The organism is Tenacibaculum aquaeponti (genome assembly GCF_057221555.1).
Genome location: NZ_CM170147.1, coordinates 3,072,437 through 3,089,515, shown reverse-complemented (window position 1 = coordinate 3,089,515; position 17,079 = coordinate 3,072,437). Strand labels below are relative to the sequence as shown.

Annotated in this window: 8 protein-coding genes and 2 tRNA genes; 2 read left to right on the top strand and 8 right to left on the bottom strand. The window is 30.5% G+C overall.

The window, feature by feature from the left end:
* Nucleotides 1–39: 39 nt before the first annotated feature.
* The 7 genes from AC2TEO_RS14000 to AC2TEO_RS13970 all read right to left on the bottom strand — a co-directional run bounded on the left by AC2TEO_RS14000 (nt 40) and on the right by AC2TEO_RS13970 (nt 7,652).
* Entirely contained in the window at nt 40–2,151 is a 2,112-nt protein-coding gene (locus AC2TEO_RS14000; RefSeq protein WP_442265428.1) for a peptidylprolyl isomerase, read from the bottom strand.
* A gap of 98 nt (nt 2,152–2,249) precedes the next feature.
* Nucleotides 2,250–3,551, bottom strand: a complete 1,302-nt coding sequence (locus AC2TEO_RS13995) for a hemolysin family protein (protein WP_442265427.1) — start codon at nt 3,549–3,551, stop codon at nt 2,250–2,252.
* Nucleotides 3,548–3,748, bottom strand: coding sequence for a hypothetical protein (locus tag AC2TEO_RS13990; protein WP_442265426.1), 201 nt, complete (start codon nt 3,746–3,748; stop codon nt 3,548–3,550). The genes AC2TEO_RS13995 and AC2TEO_RS13990 overlap by 4 nt, the downstream gene beginning before the upstream one ends.
* Nucleotides 3,749–4,318, bottom strand: coding sequence for an LPS export ABC transporter periplasmic protein LptC (lptC, locus tag AC2TEO_RS13985; RefSeq protein ID WP_442265425.1), 570 nt, complete (start codon nt 4,316–4,318; stop codon nt 3,749–3,751).
* Nucleotides 4,318–5,628: a tetratricopeptide repeat protein gene (locus AC2TEO_RS13980; protein ID WP_442265424.1), complete on the bottom strand. Its 1,311-nt coding sequence runs from the start codon at nt 5,626–5,628 to the stop codon at nt 4,318–4,320. Before AC2TEO_RS13980 ends, lptC begins: the two co-directional genes overlap by 1 nt.
* Nucleotides 5,629–5,641: 13 nt before the next feature.
* Nucleotides 5,642–6,928 carry a beta-barrel assembly machine protein BamG gene (bamG, locus tag AC2TEO_RS13975; RefSeq protein ID WP_442265423.1) on the bottom strand — a complete coding sequence of 429 codons (1,287 nt, stop codon included), beginning with the start codon at nt 6,926–6,928 and terminating at the stop codon, nt 5,642–5,644.
* Complete coding sequence (locus tag AC2TEO_RS13970; protein WP_442265422.1) at nt 6,921–7,652, bottom strand: type III pantothenate kinase; 732 nt, start codon at nt 7,650–7,652, stop codon at nt 6,921–6,923. The genes bamG and AC2TEO_RS13970 overlap by 8 nt, the downstream gene beginning before the upstream one ends.
* A 100-nt stretch (nt 7,653–7,752) precedes the next feature.
* On the opposite strand from AC2TEO_RS13970, the gene AC2TEO_RS13965 reads away from it, so the two are divergent.
* Both AC2TEO_RS13965 and AC2TEO_RS13960 read left to right on the top strand, forming a co-directional pair.
* Nucleotides 7,753–7,825, top strand: a tRNA-Phe gene (locus AC2TEO_RS13965).
* Nucleotides 7,826–8,108: 283 nt separating this feature from the next.
* A tRNA-Phe gene (locus tag AC2TEO_RS13960) sits at nt 8,109–8,181 on the top strand.
* Nucleotides 8,182–8,305: 124 nt separating this feature from the next.
* Here AC2TEO_RS13960 and AC2TEO_RS13955 read toward each other — a convergent pair.
* Complete coding sequence (locus tag AC2TEO_RS13955) at nt 8,306–17,068, bottom strand: LamG-like jellyroll fold domain-containing protein (RefSeq protein ID WP_442265421.1); 8,763 nt, start codon at nt 17,066–17,068, stop codon at nt 8,306–8,308.
* Nucleotides 17,069–17,079 lie beyond the last annotated feature (11 nt).

Sequence of the window (17,079 nt, the reverse complement as noted above, 5' to 3'; positions counted from 1 at the left end):
CCGAGTTTTTAATAACTCGGCTTTCTATTAATATATTTTTTATCTACCAACTCCGTAGTAAGTACTTCCAACTTCATTCTCTATATCAGATGCTTTTTTAACTGCCTGATACATATTGTAAGTTTGATTTTTTCTCTGATTAGCAATACGTTTTCTATAAGTATCATAATTAGGTAAATCTGTTGGTAAAACTCTAGCAGTAACAACAAAAGCATAAACTCCTCTATCACCTACTATATTTTTCTTTATTTCGTTTTCTTTAGCACTTAACATAGCTCCAACAACTTTTGGTTCATATCCAATACCTGTAATTGTTGGTGATTTTAAGTTTATATCACTAAATTTTCTTACAGATTGTTTAGTTGAAGTTGCTATATCAGTTAATGTAGTTCCTTGCAACTTTGCATTTAAGATTTCAGCCTTCTTTTCATTCGTTAAAATTGGACGAACTCTAGAAATAGCCTGATCAACAGGCATTAAGCCTTCTTCTGTAACTCCTGTTAAAGTAGCAACCACATAACCTCCATCTATATCAAAACGCTTAAAATCTCCCACTTTTAAATCTTTACCAAAAGCCCAAGAAACAATTTGTCTTTCATTTCCTAAAGCAGCAATATTTTCATCTAAGGCCTTTAAACCTACAGCAGGTGAAACTGTTAAGTTTTTATCTTTAGCTATTGCATCAATTTTTCCTCCGTTAGAAATTTCTTGAGCAAAAGATTCTGCATTTTGGTATACTTCATTTTCTGTAGCTTCAGAAGCTTCTATCTTACGAGCATAAGTAGCTAATTTTAATGCTTTTTGGAAGTTCTTTTGATCTTGTATTTCGATTACATGGAATCCGAAAACAGTTTTTACAACTCCAATATCACCTTTTTTATTATTAAAAGAATAATCTCTAAACTCAGGAACCATTCTTGTATATGAAAACCAATCTAAATCTCCACCTTTATCAGCATTAGATTTATCTGCTGAAAGTTCTTTAGCTAATTCAACAAATTTAGAACTGTTTTTCTTAACTAAAGTAGCAATACTATCTGCCTTTGCTTTTGCTTGCTCTTCTGTTTCTTTAGTTTCTGGTGTAGCAGAATTAGATCCAATAAATGGGATTAAAATGTGTCTTGCTTTTACAGAATCTGGAATCTCTAAAACTTCAGTAATTTTAGATAATTTGAAATAGTTTTGATCTTTATATGGTCCGTAAACATCTCCAACATTCCCTTTAAATAAAGTGTCAGCAATTACTTGTGGAACTTGAACTTTAAATTGAATGTTATCATTATATGGTAAATCAGATTTTGTAGCTTCTAAAAAGGCTAGATAATCAGTAGTATTTTTTAAACCAACACCAGAATCACTATCGTTAATTAATTTAGCTACATCAGCTTTAATATCATTCTCATCTTGAGCGCTAGCTTTAATATCGAACTTTACATAACTAATATCTCTTGATGCTTCTACTTCAAATTCAGAAGCATGATTTTCGATATACTTTTTTACATCTCCTTTGGTAATTTGAACTAAAGAATCTGAAACACTAGTATATGGTAAATACACTAATTCTCCACTAATTTTAGTGTTTTCGTTATAGTATTCAGTTTTCCCTTCTTCTAAAGAAGCTCCTAAACCAGCAGCTACTAAATTATCATAAGTAGTTTTTTGTAAAGCGCTTTTTACATTACTCATGTATTCTCTCCATGCTTTCCACTGATCTCCGTTTTCTTCTCTAATAGTTGCTAAAAATTCTTTAAACTTTTCTTTATCGAAAACTCCTGAAGTTTGGTATTTTGGATCGTTTTTAATGAAATCTTTCTCATAAAGATCATTTAAAATATCCGCTTCTCCAACAGTAATTCCAGCTTCAGCTAATTGGCTATCGTAAATTTTTTGACGCACTAAGTTTTCCCAAACATTCTTTGCTGCTTGCATTTCAGAAACTCTATTTCCTGTTTGAGCTCTATAGTTATCTAAAGCTTGTGCAAATTCTTGACGAGAAATTGACTCTCCATTAACTTGTCCTACCTCATTAATCTTCTGAGAATTGAAAAAATCCTTTAATGTTGAAGGATCTAATACAAAAGCAAATAATGCTAAACCTATTACAAGAATCAAGAACAATGAGCGTTCTCTAATTTTCGATAAAATTGCCATTTTAATTTTATTTTATATACAGTTTGCGAAAATACAATTTCGCATTTAATAATGCAATGTTTTTAATGCTTTTAGCTATAGAATTTTAAGGAATTATTTTAAGAACTACGACTTTCTTTATCTAGTAGTTTAAAGTAAATTGTATCAATCTTTGCTGAACTCACTTTTGTAATGATAATTTTATAGTTCTCTATAAACAATTCTTGATCTTGTTCTGGTATCGTTTCTGTATGATTAATTATAAATCCTCCTAAAGTTTCATAAGCCTCTTCTTTAGGAATTTCTAAATTATATTCATCATTTAAATAATCAACTTCTAATCGTGCTGAAAAATGAAATTCATTATCATTAATCTTATCTTCTAACAATTCTTGATTATCATGTTCGTCTTCAATTTCTCCAAACAACTCTTCTACAACATCTTCTACAGTTATTATCCCTGATGTTCCTCCATATTCATCAACAACAACAGCTATACTTTTTCTCTTTTTTATTAACGCATTTAAAACATCATTAATAATCATAGATTCTGGAACAAATTCAACTGGTAATAATATCGATTTTATGGTTCTAGGTTTTTTAAACAATTCAAAAGCGTTCACATAACCTATTATGTCGTCTAAAGAATTCTTATAAACTAATATTTTAGAGAATCCTGTTCCAATAAATGTATTTTTTAAATTCGTAACGGATTCATGAAGATCTACAGCTATAATTTCTGTTCTAGGCACCATAATTTCTCTCGCCTTTACTTTATGAAATTCTAGAGCATTTTGAAATATTTGAATTTCAGAATCTACTTCTTCATTTTCTTTATTTGTTTCTAACTGTTCAGAAATATAGTTCCCTAGCTCTTCTTTACTAAACTCCGTTTGAACTTCATCTTTCTCTGCTTTGAAAAACACACGTAAAAAGAAATCGGAAATTCTAGAAATCAATCCAGCTAAAAAATAGAACAGTATGTAAAAAAAATACGCTGGTAAAGCAAATAATTTTAATGCTTCATTTGCGTATACTCTAAAAAGTGCTTTTGGAAGAAACTCAGCAGTTACAAGAATTATTAATGTAGAAATTACTGTCTGTGTTAATAATTCTAATTCTTTAAATAATGTATTTATAATTATAAAATCTGATGGTAAAAAATTTTGAAACCACCGCATTAATAATTCTCCCATAAAGTAACTGTAAATTACTAATGCTATGTTATTTCCTACTAGCATAGAAGTAATAAAACGAGAAGAATTACTGGTGATTTTAGACAATATTTTTGACAATATACCATCTCCCTTTTTTTCTAATTCTATATGAAGTTTATTTGCTGATACAAAAGCAATCTCCATACCTGAAAAAAAGGCTGAAAAAACTATAGAACCTAGTATGATTAAGATTTCATAATTCATTTTTGTTGCTTATTCCTCTGCTCAACTTTCTTTCTAAAATTCCTTTTGAAAAAGAAAATAATTGTGATAAATATAGCAAATCCAAACATTAAAAAAGCTTGTGCTCTATCCGAATTCCATTTTAAAACACCTTCTATTAAGAATATTATTCCTACTACTAAATAACCGTACTGTGTGTACTTCCAAATTGTATTCATTTATAATCCTTCTTTTTGAACTTCAACTTCACCTGTAATATCTTTCAATAACCATTTTGATAAATCTTGTTTAGATTCAAAACCAAAACCATTAATGGTATCTTTTATACTGGTTACTCTAAAACCATCTTCTGTAAAAAAATATTCTTCTCTTTGATCCCAAAATAATTGATTTGTTTCTAATCTTCTCTGATTGGTATGATTAAAAACGATTACATTTCCTTTAATTTCTGAAACTCTAGTTGATGTGTAAGACAATGCATAATTACCTGTTATAGTAGTTGAATCTCTTCCATCATTATCGTAGGTGACAATTTTAATTCCTTTTGGAAATTCGTTATATGGATGTCCTTTGTTTGTAAAATCTTTTAAAATCGGAGCAATAAGTTTAGATGTAACCTTTCCTGAATCTTTATATACATGAAAAACATGCTTTCCGGTTGCAATAGGTAAGTTTTTATCTGCTAAAAAATCTCTAACTTTTTTAGTATCGTTTGTACATGAAAAAAACATTGCCACCATGAAAATGGCAGCAATGTTTAGAAATATTTTTTTTTGTGATGCTCTCATTAGTTTGGTACACGAACTGATTCACCAATCCAACACTTAACTCTAAAAGAACTTCCTGGTGCTATACCTTTATTGAATATATCTTTCTTTGAAGGCACATTCTTTTTGTAACTCTGAATATATCTACCAGCTCCAGAACCTGGATCTACTCTTTGTGCTTTCATTGCCTTATTTAATGCCGCAACATAAGTCATTTTCTTTTCAAAAACATCACTACCACAAGTGTTTGCACTCTTAGCATATAAACTTGCTATAAATAAATATGCTTTCCCCATATTAGGATTGTATTTTAGTGCTTCATACGCTAATGCTCTTGCTCTAGACTTATTAGATGTACCTTGAGCTTCTCTTAATTTTAACCTAGCTTTCTTTAAAGGATCTGTTTCTAAGTCGAAAGCTTTTTTTCTCATTTCAGCAGCTCCTTTTGTATCTCCATTTTTCTCTAAAACACCAGCAGCAAAATTAATTGCATCTGCAGATTGAGTTACCTCCGCATAAGAAGTTACTAACTTTTCAAATAATGGATCTTCTTGACATTCTTTATTATACATTCTAGACACTGCTCTTTTTAACCAAACTCCATTAGTTTTGTTAGCTTCGTAATCTCTAGAATAAATTGGAATTAATCTTTCACATGTAGCTATTTGAGATAAAATAGCATCTAACCCTCCTTCTACTTGACCTAAAGCTTTAGAGTTTGTAGAATAAATTTTCAAGTTTTTTTTCTCTTTTTTATCTAAAGTTCCTGAAGAATCTTTTTCTAATAAAGGACTTAATTTTTTATTGTAATCATCTAATTTTTCTTCAACTGACTCCATTACATCATCATAAGTATCGAAAACTTTTTGAGGATTAACATCTTTAAATCTAGAAACAATACCTTTAAAATATCTAAAAATATTTTTTACTCCCATATCTTTAGGAGAAATCTTATATGCTTTTTCTAAAATACCAAAGATTTCATCATCAGAACCTAAATTATTTTTAATTAAAAAAGATGCATAATCACTATGAGCTTTAGCTACATTTTTATTTGGGAAATTAGCTAACCTACCTTCATAAACTCTTTTTGCTAAAACAGCATCTTTAGTTTTGTCTGCTACTTTTGCTCCATACTTATAAATATTAACAGAAAGTGTAGGACAATTTTCCATTAACCAATTTAAATCTGGCTTTGCCTCTGCATATTTCTTAGTTGTAACATTTCCTTTAAACAAGTTGTATTTGATATTACACTCTTGTCCTCCCTGTGCTTTAAGTCCTATTGTTAATAGGAATAATACTGTGAATAAATACGTAATTTTTTTCATAATTATCGTTAAATTAATCTATTTGTCTCTTCTTTAACCAATTTCTTCCATTTAGTGAAAGGCTTAATCTTACATTAAAATAACTTTCTTTTATCAAGTTATTAGCTGTTGAACCTTTCTGTCCGTATTCTAATCCTATATTAAGATTAGAAACTTGCTTTGGTAATGGTAAACCAAAACCAACATTTATGCCAAAATCGGATATTGAAGTAAAATTATTTCCTGTTCCTGTTCCATCTACTAATAAACCAGTATCTTCAAACCTTAAACCAGCTCTATATGTTATTCTATCCCAGTAACTTGAAATAGAGTTTATTTTTGGTATATAGTAACCACCTATAGACAATCTATTTGAAGAATCAAATCTATATGTAGACCCTTGAATTAGGTTCCCTTCATTTTCGAAAGCGGCCTGAGTTTCATAATCTACTCCAGCATACCACTTATTTTCTTTCCCTACACCAATACCTAAAATAGTTTTTAAAGGCACTGATAATTTCCCAGACACTCTTCTATCATACAAAGTATCTCTAGGAATTTCTCTTCCATTGGATGCAAAAGAAAAAGAATAAATACGTTCTCTACCTGACAAGGTAAAATCGTTTTCTAATTGTAAAGCAGCACCAGCAATAACATCTAATCCTTTGTATTTCTGTTTATATTGAGCACCTAATTTAAATTGACCTCCCCTTACGATGGCATTTCTTTGGTATTTAGTCGCTAAAGCCACGTTAGCCTGTTGATTAATCGTATTGTTATCAATATTTCCAAAAACAAAACCTGCTTCAATACCTAAAGCAAGTCCTTTGTAAACATTAATTCCAAAAGCACCAAACAATCTGTTTGTTCCGCCATTTCCTGTGAATCTTGTAGCTTCAGTTACATTATCATCTCCATCGAAAGTATTTGTTAACAAAGCATAACCCACATTAGAAACTGGTTGCAAACCAGCCATAAAACCAGCCTTTTCACCAATTGGCAAACCTAATGCTATGTATCTTAAACTTGTTGTATTATTAGATTCACTTCCAGTATTACTACTTACATTTAAAAGAGAAAGCTCTCCTCCAATACCATAAGTAGCAAGTCTTAAATCTGCATTTGCTGCAGGGTTAATAAAGTTAAGATGGTAAATATCTTTAAGCGCAACACCTATTCCCCCCATCGAGGCTTGTTCTACCGTTGTTCTACTCACTTCTTCTCCTATACCGAAAAAAGAATAAGGTGAAGAACTATTTCTTTGCCCCGTTATCTTTATTGAAATTAGTACTAATACTACAATAAAAAATCTCTTAATCATCCGCTCTGTTATAAGTCAATATTTGATATAATCCCTCCAAAACCAAATTTGGATTGGCAAATATGTAATTTTTTAATTGTTTGGCCAAAAAATTTGTATCTCCTCCTGTTAAAAGTACTGTTAAATCTTCAAATTTATTTTTATATTGTGTAATTACACCATCAATTTCTCTACTTATTCCGTTAACTACACCTGAATGAATTGATTCTTGAGTATTTTTTCCTATAAAATTATTTGGTTCTTTTGATTTTAACAATGGAAGTTTAGATGTATAATTATTTAACGATTGATATCTCATTTTTAATCCAGGGGATATTGCTCCGCCTAAATATTCAGCATTTTCATTAACAAAATCAAACGTTATACATGTACCTGCATCTATAACTAAAACATTTTTATTTGGATAATTACTTACTGCATAAGCCGCTAAAGCAATTCTATCGACTCCTAAAGTTTTTGGGGTTTCATAATTATTTTTAAAAGGAACTTTTGTTTCACTATTAAGCTCTATTAGATTTAAAAACTTGTGTAATTTTTCAAATTCTTGAGTTGTAAGTTTAGATACAGCAGAAATAATTGCTCCTTGAATTGAATACTTTTTTGAAATTTTTTTTATTTCTGTGATAATTCCTTCTTTATTAAAAACAAACAACTCCTTCAACTTATCTTTTTCAAAAACAGCAACTTTCGCTCTTGTATTACCAACATCTATGATTAAATCCATGCTTTAATTTTATAGTGGCAACAAATTTATAATAGATTTTTCATATTTTTATTTGGCTCAATTAAAAAAACTATTATATATTTGCATCCGCTAGCAAGCTGGTACCTTAGCTCAGTTGGTAGAGCAAAGGACTGAAAATCCTTGTGTCCCTGGTTCGATTCCTGGAGGTACCACTTACAAAGCCCTGATTTTTTCAGGGCTTTTTTATTTTTATACTTTTAAGACTATATTATTTTGTTTTTATAAAAGTCTTGCTCTACTAAAACAAGATACCACATGCTTAATTAAGTTTAATTTTTAATTTAGAAAACATCAAATAATCTATTTTAACTTTCTAGCTCTTTATCAAAAGATTAAGTATTATAAATATTTTTCTAAGCAAAAAATAAAAATAAACTACAAAATTTAGCACAGATATTAAATTTTAAATTATATATTCGCACCCGCTTATGAGCTGGTACCTTAGCTCAGTTGGTAGAGCAAAGGACTGAAAATCCTTGTGTCCCTGGTTCGATTCCTGGAGGTACCACAAAAAAACCCTGAATATTTCAGGGTTTTTTGTTTTTATAATTATTAGTTTTTCAAACAAATTGAGAAAAAAAAGACTGTCTTTTTCAGACAGCCTCTTTAATTAAAATTAGTTAATTACTAATTTATTTCATTATTAACTTACGTTGCAATCTTTGCCCACTTGTTCTTAATTCATAAATATACACACCTTTCTCTAATTGACTTCCACGTACTAAACCGTTCCATCTTATTTTGTGTTTTGTTTTTCCTTTTACTTCTTTATGAATTAAAGTATGAATTTTTTGACCTATAGTATTATATATACTAATATCTACTAACGCATCTTCAGGAATACTAAAACTTATCTCTGTATGATTCTCCATTGGGTTTGGAACATTTTGAGATAATGATAATAACTCTCCAGAATCTAATGAGTTTTTCTTTAGAGTAAAACGATAAGGATTACTCAAACTACCCATTGTTTTGTATGCTGAAAATGTTTCAACATTTTCTAAATCTACAAGATCAACACCGTCATAAAGTTTAAATTGAACTTCTTCAATTTCATTACTACCTATACCAATATAATAATGATATTCTCCGTTAATAAATTCAACTTTAGAAACTCCTCTTAATTCTTCACCCACAAAAGCTAAGATTGTATTTGCTTTAAACTCTAGATCTTGATTATTAACAATACCATTTATATACATAAAATTAATATACTTATTAACATTAATTGTTAAGTCTAGATCTTTGTAAGAAGGTGTTTCTTCTAATTCAGTAGAATTAGCATCATAGAAATTAGAATCAGAATTTCGTGAAAGTAATCTATTAGATGTAGCACTTACAATACCAGAATAGTTAATAGCTCCTGATTTAGTAGATTTAAATATATAACCTAAACCTGGTGTTAAATGTGTTAAGCTACCTCTCCATCCTTCAGACGCTGAGTATTCTGCAAACAAACCTCTTCTTTCAATTCTATCACCATCACTAACATTTGTAGAAGTAAATGATCGTAATGCATAATTTGTACGCTCTAAATTATTAGGATAGAATGGAATTGCATTTACTACTTTACCTCCTAAAACAGAAAGGTTGGTATTTAAGTCTACGGGTAATCCTACAATCTCAATAAACTTAACATCATCTGTTGTTACATTAACTAGATAAGATTTTTTAACATCAATTTCAGTTAACGTCCCTGTAAAATTACCATCTACTCCTACAAGTGCACTTATTGTTGGATTAGCTATTTCAAATATCTGAGAATTATATGGCAGTCCTTTTATAGCTGATAACGATAAACTGTTAGATGTTTTAGTGTCTTTTAAATTAAAACTCAACTCTTGAAAACCTCTAGTAACAGGAATTCTTCTTTTTACTTTTTGCCCCACTGTGAAAGTAACTGGCATTTGGTTTGTTCCCTGAGAAGTAGTAGAAAGGAAATTATAATTTTCTAATATACCTTCGAACTCTGTACATTCAGAAGCGTCCCAAATTTTAAAGTTTAAAGCACGTGTTTCTCCTATATTACCAAATACTGTTAAATTAACTATTCCGTTACTTGTTACTTTCGCATAACCTCTTGGGATATCTCCAATAAAAGCAGTTATAGAATCATCTACATCTAATGATTTTTGGTTATTTATTATTAAATTCCCTTTAAAATCCATAGTAAAAGGGTAATCATTTTTAAAACTCTGAGAAACTACTGGCTCTGGACAAGTTACAGTAACCTCAACTCTAAAACTTTCTACCCCTAATTTAACACCTGTATTTTTATTACTTGTTTTGATATAAATATTTGCACTATGTACACCAGGATTCAAAAAGCTTTTTACCTCAAACACTAAATCACTATTGGTTTCTCTAGCTCTAATAGTATTTGTTGCTCCTTCTGCAGCGCTAGCGCCTGATTTAACCTCAAACCATACAGGCAAGTTTTCAAAAGTATAATCAACATCTACACCTCCATCTTGATTAATTAAATCAATATTTTCAATAGTAGTAGATTCTCCTTGATTTTGAGCTATAGAAATATTATTCTGACTCCATTTCAATTTGCTTCGATCTACTATAAAACTCCATGATGCCTTATCAACTTTATTACCCAATGGATCCTCTAACTTCTTATCTTTTACAAACACTGTTAATTGCGCTCCTTCAACAAACTCTAAATCTTCAATTTTCATATTAAAGTTGATGATTGTATTATTCTCAGACATTGTAGTTGTAAACTGAATATCCTCTACAGTTTTTGTTATATCTAAAGGAGCGGCTTCTTCATTAGTAACGAAATCAATTCCTGTTGCTGTAGTACCTTGAGCATTTCCTGTAAAATCTTGGATTGCTTCATCTGGTTCTCCATTAATACCTTGTTTAGCCAAAGTATTATTATTAAACACAAAATATGCTTCTAAAGTATCTTCATTACCAAGCAATTGATTTTTCATATGACTAACAATTTCTGCTGGTGTTCGTTGTGATCTCCATAAACGAATTTCATCTAAAGAACCAACAAAAGCATCACTATTAACTACAGGAGCAATTAAGATTGGATTTTCATTAGTTTTTAAAACTGTTGAAATTCTTCCTGAACCTACAGGATTTCCATTGAAATAAATAGTAGCATTTCCATTTACTTTATCTGCAACTACAGCTACATGAGTCCATGTAAAAGGTTGTAATCCTACAGAAGACATAACACCGTCTCCTACTTCTATTTTTCCATTTGAAGTTAGAAGAACACCAAAATTATTACCTTTATGTATTATAGGCACACTACCAGTAGCAGGGAATTTTGCAGGGTTTACCCACATTTCAATTGTTGCTTCTTGATCAAAATTAAATCTGCTATTATGTGGAATACTAATTACATCATTAATATTATCTAATTTAACAGCTGTTAATGGCTTAGGAATTCCTCCTAAAATACCACGCATTGCCAATGAATTCAAGTTTACTGTTGCAGGATTAATTGGCGCCGAAAATTTAGCTGAAATTGTTCCTGTTGTATGAATTCCTCCATTGTCTGGTGTTGTTAACACTAATTTAGGAGCATTTCGTGCTATTTTACCTTTTACAAAAGCTGTTGGATTTTTCCTATTATTAGGATTATCGGATCCTCCATCACCACAAACAGGAACAATTCTAAAACTATACTCACCATCTGTTAAGCCAGAAACATCTGCACTATACGTTACTTGATCTGTATTAGCATCTAGATTTGCTTTTAGAGTTTTTAAATCTAATTTTTTTAATATTCTAGGAGTATTATTTCCTTGAATAGTGTATTCCAAATCAACCGAAAAATCATCTGTATCTGGCTTATCTTTTAATTCTGGAATTCTGAACTTAAAATCTAATTTTTTCTTATCAGATCCATTAACTATCCAATCATTTTGAGGAGCATCTGCCGTAATTTCTTCAATACATGCACCTGTAAAATGAGCTGTTACTAAAATTTCAGATAAAGGCTTAACACCAACCTCATTATATTCATCAACTCCATATGAACGATAGCGATCTCCACTCTGCTCACATTCTGAATACATTTGAATTTTAATATTTTCATAAGAAATTACTGAAGGAGCATCGGTTCCTCTAGCTATACGCAATTGTGCTTTTATTTCTTGCTGAACCCCAGTTGGAGAACTTGGATCTAAACCAAAAACAAATTTAGATGAAGTTGTTGGTTCAAAAATAGGTGATTCATTTAAATTCACAACTGCTCCTAAAGAATTTGATGCTCCATCCATCCCTACAATATATGTTTTCCTAGTTGCATCTTTCGCTATTTGAGTATTTCTTAAAGTAAGGTTAAACAATATCGATTCATCTCCTGTTCCATAGCCTACTACTTTATCTACAATTAATTCCACTCCTTCTCTAGGCACTGTTCCTGATTCAAAAGGACAAGAGCTTCGACCCGCATTGGTTAAAAACATTGGTGTATCATACTGAGGATCTCTCCTTATAGAAACATCAAACTGATCTCCCGCATCATCATCATTTAAAGTAAAGCTATCTACTCTACTATTATCATTTGTATTAGATGTAGTACTACTGAAAACTCCTGAAATACTAGTTGTTATATTGGTTGTAAGCCCAATACCAAATGCCTTAAAACTTAAATCTTTAGAAAAACCTGTAGAAAAACCTCCTCCGTTAGTAGATCCTGAATCTGAATTATTACTCCTAGATAAACTATAACTTATTTCCGTTAAAGCATCAAAAGTAATTCGCCTATCTAAAACTGAAGGATTTAACCCTGGACCAGATCCTAAATCTACATCTCCAGATTGAACTTGAGTAAGTTTTTCTGTTGTACTACTAAAATCAAGTCCTTTACTAAAATTCTCTTTTTTTAGTTTGTCACTATTAGTTTTTATAATATCCTCCCAAACAGACACTTGATGCACATAATTTGCTATATCTTTATCTTGAGCATCTTTAGGTGAAGCTTTTAATAATTCGGACACTGTTTTTTCTAAATCTAAATGATCTCTATCTTTTGGAGGTGTTACTATATTATTATTCGCATCATATTTAGTTATAATTTGTCTTCTTAAATTTGGAATTACAACATCAATTAAACTTTGTTTTGTATACGCAAAAGGAATAAGATCCTTAGAAAGCAAGGTTTCATTCTTACTCTCAACAACTGGTACACAATTAGTTACTTTTACTTCTCTACCTGTTCCAATAGAAAGCACATTAGAAACCCCTACAAAAACATCTGCATCCTCTCCTACATAAGTTGGATCTGAAGGAGTTGAAATACTTTTTTCTAAAGTAACCGAGTAACCTGAACCACTAATTGTTCTATGAGAATAATCTCCTCCTATTTGCCCCGCTAATGTAGAAGTGCTTTGAGCTACAGGTGTTCCAAAACCAACAGCAGCTCCAACACCCATTGGTGCTGAAATATTTAAAGCAATACTTGTAACTTCTGTACTAACTGTAGCACCTGTATTTGTTGCAATTGAAATATCTGTTCCATTTTCAGAAGAAGAACTAAAAGAAAAAGTAGACCCTTTAGCTAAGGTAGAAAAACTATTATCACCTGGAGGATCATGCAAAACAAAACCAACTTGAGGATTTAATAATGTAAAATCTGAATTACTTTGAGTTGTTCCTTCCATTATTGCTTTTTTATCAAACTGAAACACCCTTCCTTCATGATTAACAGATATTAAAAATTTCCTTGATAAATCCCCAACAAAATTTGGACCTGATACCTGTGTTATAAAATTTGAACGACCTAAATTATTTGATTTTCTTTTTAAACCATTAGCTACAATTATAGCATCACCTCCAAGAGAAACTTCTGCATTGTTTATATAGCATTTGTTTGTTCCATATTCTTCAAAAACAGCTACAGACATAACAATTCCTTGCCCTCCTTTTAACACAAGTAAATCACTACACGAAGAGTTAATCTCATCTCCTACATATTTATTTGCCTGTTTTAAATTCCCGATACCTTCTAGATTAAAATTACGAATCTCAACTATTTCAGCTTTAAGAGGATTTCTGTACTCAAAATCATACACTACATTACCAGCTCGTAAATCTATTATCGGTGTTTCTTCTGTTTTACCAGAACTAGTATTCGTGATTTCTACACGATACCTACCTGGTAACAAATCGTTAACTGTAAAAATAGTATTATCAATATTAAAATTTTCTGCTTTAATTATTTTCTCAAACTTAGGATGTTCAATATCTGTACGCACTATTTTACCTGTCCATGCTCCTACATTATAATTACAAGGAACTGCTATATTTCCTACAAAACTATATCTAGTTATGTTCTCAAAATTTATATTCTGTAGCGGCTCTTCAATTACCAATTCATAATTTTCTCCTTTAGGATTAAATTTTGGATTAGTTGCCTTGTAAGAATATTCAACTTCTCTTAAATATTGTTTTCGTACCGTATTATCAAAACTACAACCTTCAGTAATTTCTAAATAATTATTTTCATTATGAGTTAAATTCGCTAAATTGATTACTTTAGTTCCATATTTTTGATCAAACGAATAAGACAATACTAATTTAGATCTTTCTGGAGTAATATATTTTCCTTCCCTTAATTTGGTAATATCTGTCTCAACAAGAGCCGTTGTTCTGTATTCTAATATATCTAAATGTGATTTAGAGTAATTAGTAAACTTATTGTTTATCTTTTCACTACCTACAATTAACTTATCATTTATAGCCAAGGTACTTACTGCTGTATTCTTTTTTCTATTGTTAATATAAAGGGTCATAATACCACTCTCTTTATTATAACTTATTCCAAAGAATACGAATTGATTCTGTTCAGTTGTAGAAATAGCTTCAGACAATTTTTCTTCAGTTCCTGAAAAGACTTTAAATGTTGTGTTATTAATTAATTTTAACGAAATATCTCCCCATTGTAAAATTGTTTGGGTAGTTGGCACAACATCTGTATCTTTCTTTTTTAAATAAGGCTTAACAAAACCTGACCAAGTAAAACTTCCTCCTTCATTATCAACAACTTGATTTGACTCCGCATACCCTGTTGTCCCATCGAAACGTAAACTCGCTTCATTTAAACGCTCTAAGTTTGTTAAGTTTGGTCTCGTATTAGGTGTAATAATATGTTTTCCTGGAGCTGCCTTAATTGCATAACTTCCTGTATTATCTGTAGTAACTTTAGCATCTTCTACACTTTGAATTACAGTTCCGTCTACTTTTAAAGATGTTCCTTTAAGTACTGGGAATAAATCATTTCCAACTCTATAAGTAATTACACCTGTTATTGGTAAACTTGATACATCTGTAAAATCCACATCAACCACCTCTGTTCCATTCAATTTTCTTGGAACACCAACTACTTTTGTCTTAGGTAAAAACTCAAATCGAGGCTTCGATGGTAGAATAGTAAATTCTAACTTAGTGTCATTATTAGTTACTCCTTGAATTCCTGTATTTAATGTCGTAAACTCATAATTCCCTACTTCATCTGTATATGTAGCATAAGTAATTTGTGGTTGTTCTGCTGCTGGTAAATGTTTTAATTCTTCTTCACTTTCAGCTAAATACTGACCTCTTCTTGTTGAAGAAAAATTAAATAACTTATGTGAATGATTAAAATCAAAACGATAATACGCAAATAAATCATCTACCTTTCCTCCAATGATATGATTTGCATATTGTCTGATTTGTTCAGGTGTTCTCTCTACATTCCAAAAACGTACTTCATCTAAATAAAATGATAAACTTGTTGTATTAGCTATACTAAAATAACTACTCCCTAAAAGATTTACCCTAAATAAATTCTTAGTAGCTCCATTTTCCATAACCTCTCCATCTTCATATAATTGCCCGCCATTTGCACCGAAAGTAAATGCATATTGATGCCATGATGTATCTGAGGTTCTTGTAGCTTCTAAATAAGTATTTCCATCTAATGTTACTTTAATCGTATTTTTTTTGACAATTAATTCTGCATTACCTACTATTAGAATTTTATTCTCTCCATCACCTACAACAGGAGTTTTATACCAAAACTCTAATGATGCTCCTCCTTCTGTTTTCCTAAATCCTTCAACATTTTTCACGAAAATAGGTTTTGCTCCTTGCTCTATATGTAAAGCTCCACCTGGATTAGTACCTACAACAGCTTCTACTTTAGCATTCTTAGTTGGTACACTAGAAGATGTTTGTATAGTTCCACTAACTTTACCATTAGGTAACACAAAGCCAATATCTTTTCCTACTTTTGTTGGTGCACCAGCCTTTTTAGCTTGTATCGTATACTCATATAACTCATTTGGTAAAACCCCTCTATCTTCATACGTTAACTCTTCTGAAACTTTTTTATCAGCAACATTACGCTCTGTATGTATCACTCGACTTATAGTTCCTGAACGGATATTTCTTCTTAACACCTCATATTCATCGGTTTCTTTTGCATGTAACCAACTTATAACTATTCCATTTGTTCCAGATAATAATGCATGATTTACTCCATCTCCATCGCTTGCTTTTACTATAATTTTATCTAAACCTAAAATAGGATGATTAATATCTGTACTTATTTTAGCTATTGCAGTATTTTTATATGAAGTTACAAACTCTGCTTTTTCTACTAAATTATCATTAGGAAAAAAACTATACATCAAATTTTTCCACGATGAACTCACAAATGCATTACTTCCAAAATTCTCGTAACTACTAATATTATTGGTCGTATAAACAATCTCTAAACCAGTACCTTTTAATTCGGTTAATTTATTTTGTGTTTCCTTATAAAAACTTTGAAATTTTTGAAATTCAATTTCCTCTTTAGTTTTGGCAGTAGACCACGCTCTATATTCTGCTAAAAATAAATCTGTTTTAGTATCACTTACTAGATATAAATCTTGAATATCAAAATTAGGTGCATTTATAAAAATTTTTTCTTGCCCATTAATATAAACACGTAATTCTTGAGCATTTTTATCGATTGTAATAGCAAAATGATACCAGGTATCTTTAAATAATTGATCTCCTAATAACAGATTTGCGTTTAATTTTTGATTTGCTACTTGTAACTCTACCTTATTTGTATTTACATCTAACGAAAAAGACTTAGTATTATTCTCAAAGTTAGTTAAATACCAATGTACAGGATCACTAGCTAAACTACCTTCAGTATTATGCATTGCCCAAAACTCTATTGTAGCCGCATTATTACCTCCTTTGTCTACTAGTTTTTTTAAATTAGTTTGTGGCGTAAACACTCTATTATATTTTCCTTTACTTTTTATATGCATTACAGCCAAATCATTGGTTTGCGCATGTAATAAAGTAAATGAACTCCATAAAACTACTAGTGAAAAAGCAAGAAGTAGTTTACACTTTATTTTTATTGTATTTATTTGCATTTTCTAATAAA

Excerpts from the sequence above, each read along its gene's own strand:
- AC2TEO_RS14000 (WP_442265428.1), bottom strand. The coding sequence starts at position 2,151 with ATGGCAATTTTATCGAAAATTAGAGAACGCTCATTGTTCTTGATTCTT.
- AC2TEO_RS13995 (WP_442265427.1), bottom strand. The coding sequence starts at position 3,551 with ATGAATTATGAAATCTTAATCATACTAGGTTCTATAGTTTTTTCAGCC.
- AC2TEO_RS13990 (WP_442265426.1), bottom strand. The coding sequence starts at position 3,748 with ATGAATACAATTTGGAAGTACACACAGTACGGTTATTTAGTAGTAGGA.
- lptC (WP_442265425.1), bottom strand. The coding sequence starts at position 4,318 with ATGAGAGCATCACAAAAAAAAATATTTCTAAACATTGCTGCCATTTTC.
- AC2TEO_RS13980 (WP_442265424.1), bottom strand. The coding sequence starts at position 5,628 with ATGAAAAAAATTACGTATTTATTCACAGTATTATTCCTATTAACAATA.
- bamG (WP_442265423.1), bottom strand. The coding sequence starts at position 6,928 with ATGATTAAGAGATTTTTTATTGTAGTATTAGTACTAATTTCAATAAAG.
- AC2TEO_RS13970 (WP_442265422.1), bottom strand. The coding sequence starts at position 7,652 with ATGGATTTAATCATAGATGTTGGTAATACAAGAGCGAAAGTTGCTGTT.
- AC2TEO_RS13955 (WP_442265421.1), bottom strand. The coding sequence starts at position 17,068 with ATGCAAATAAATACAATAAAAATAAAGTGTAAACTACTTCTTGCTTTT.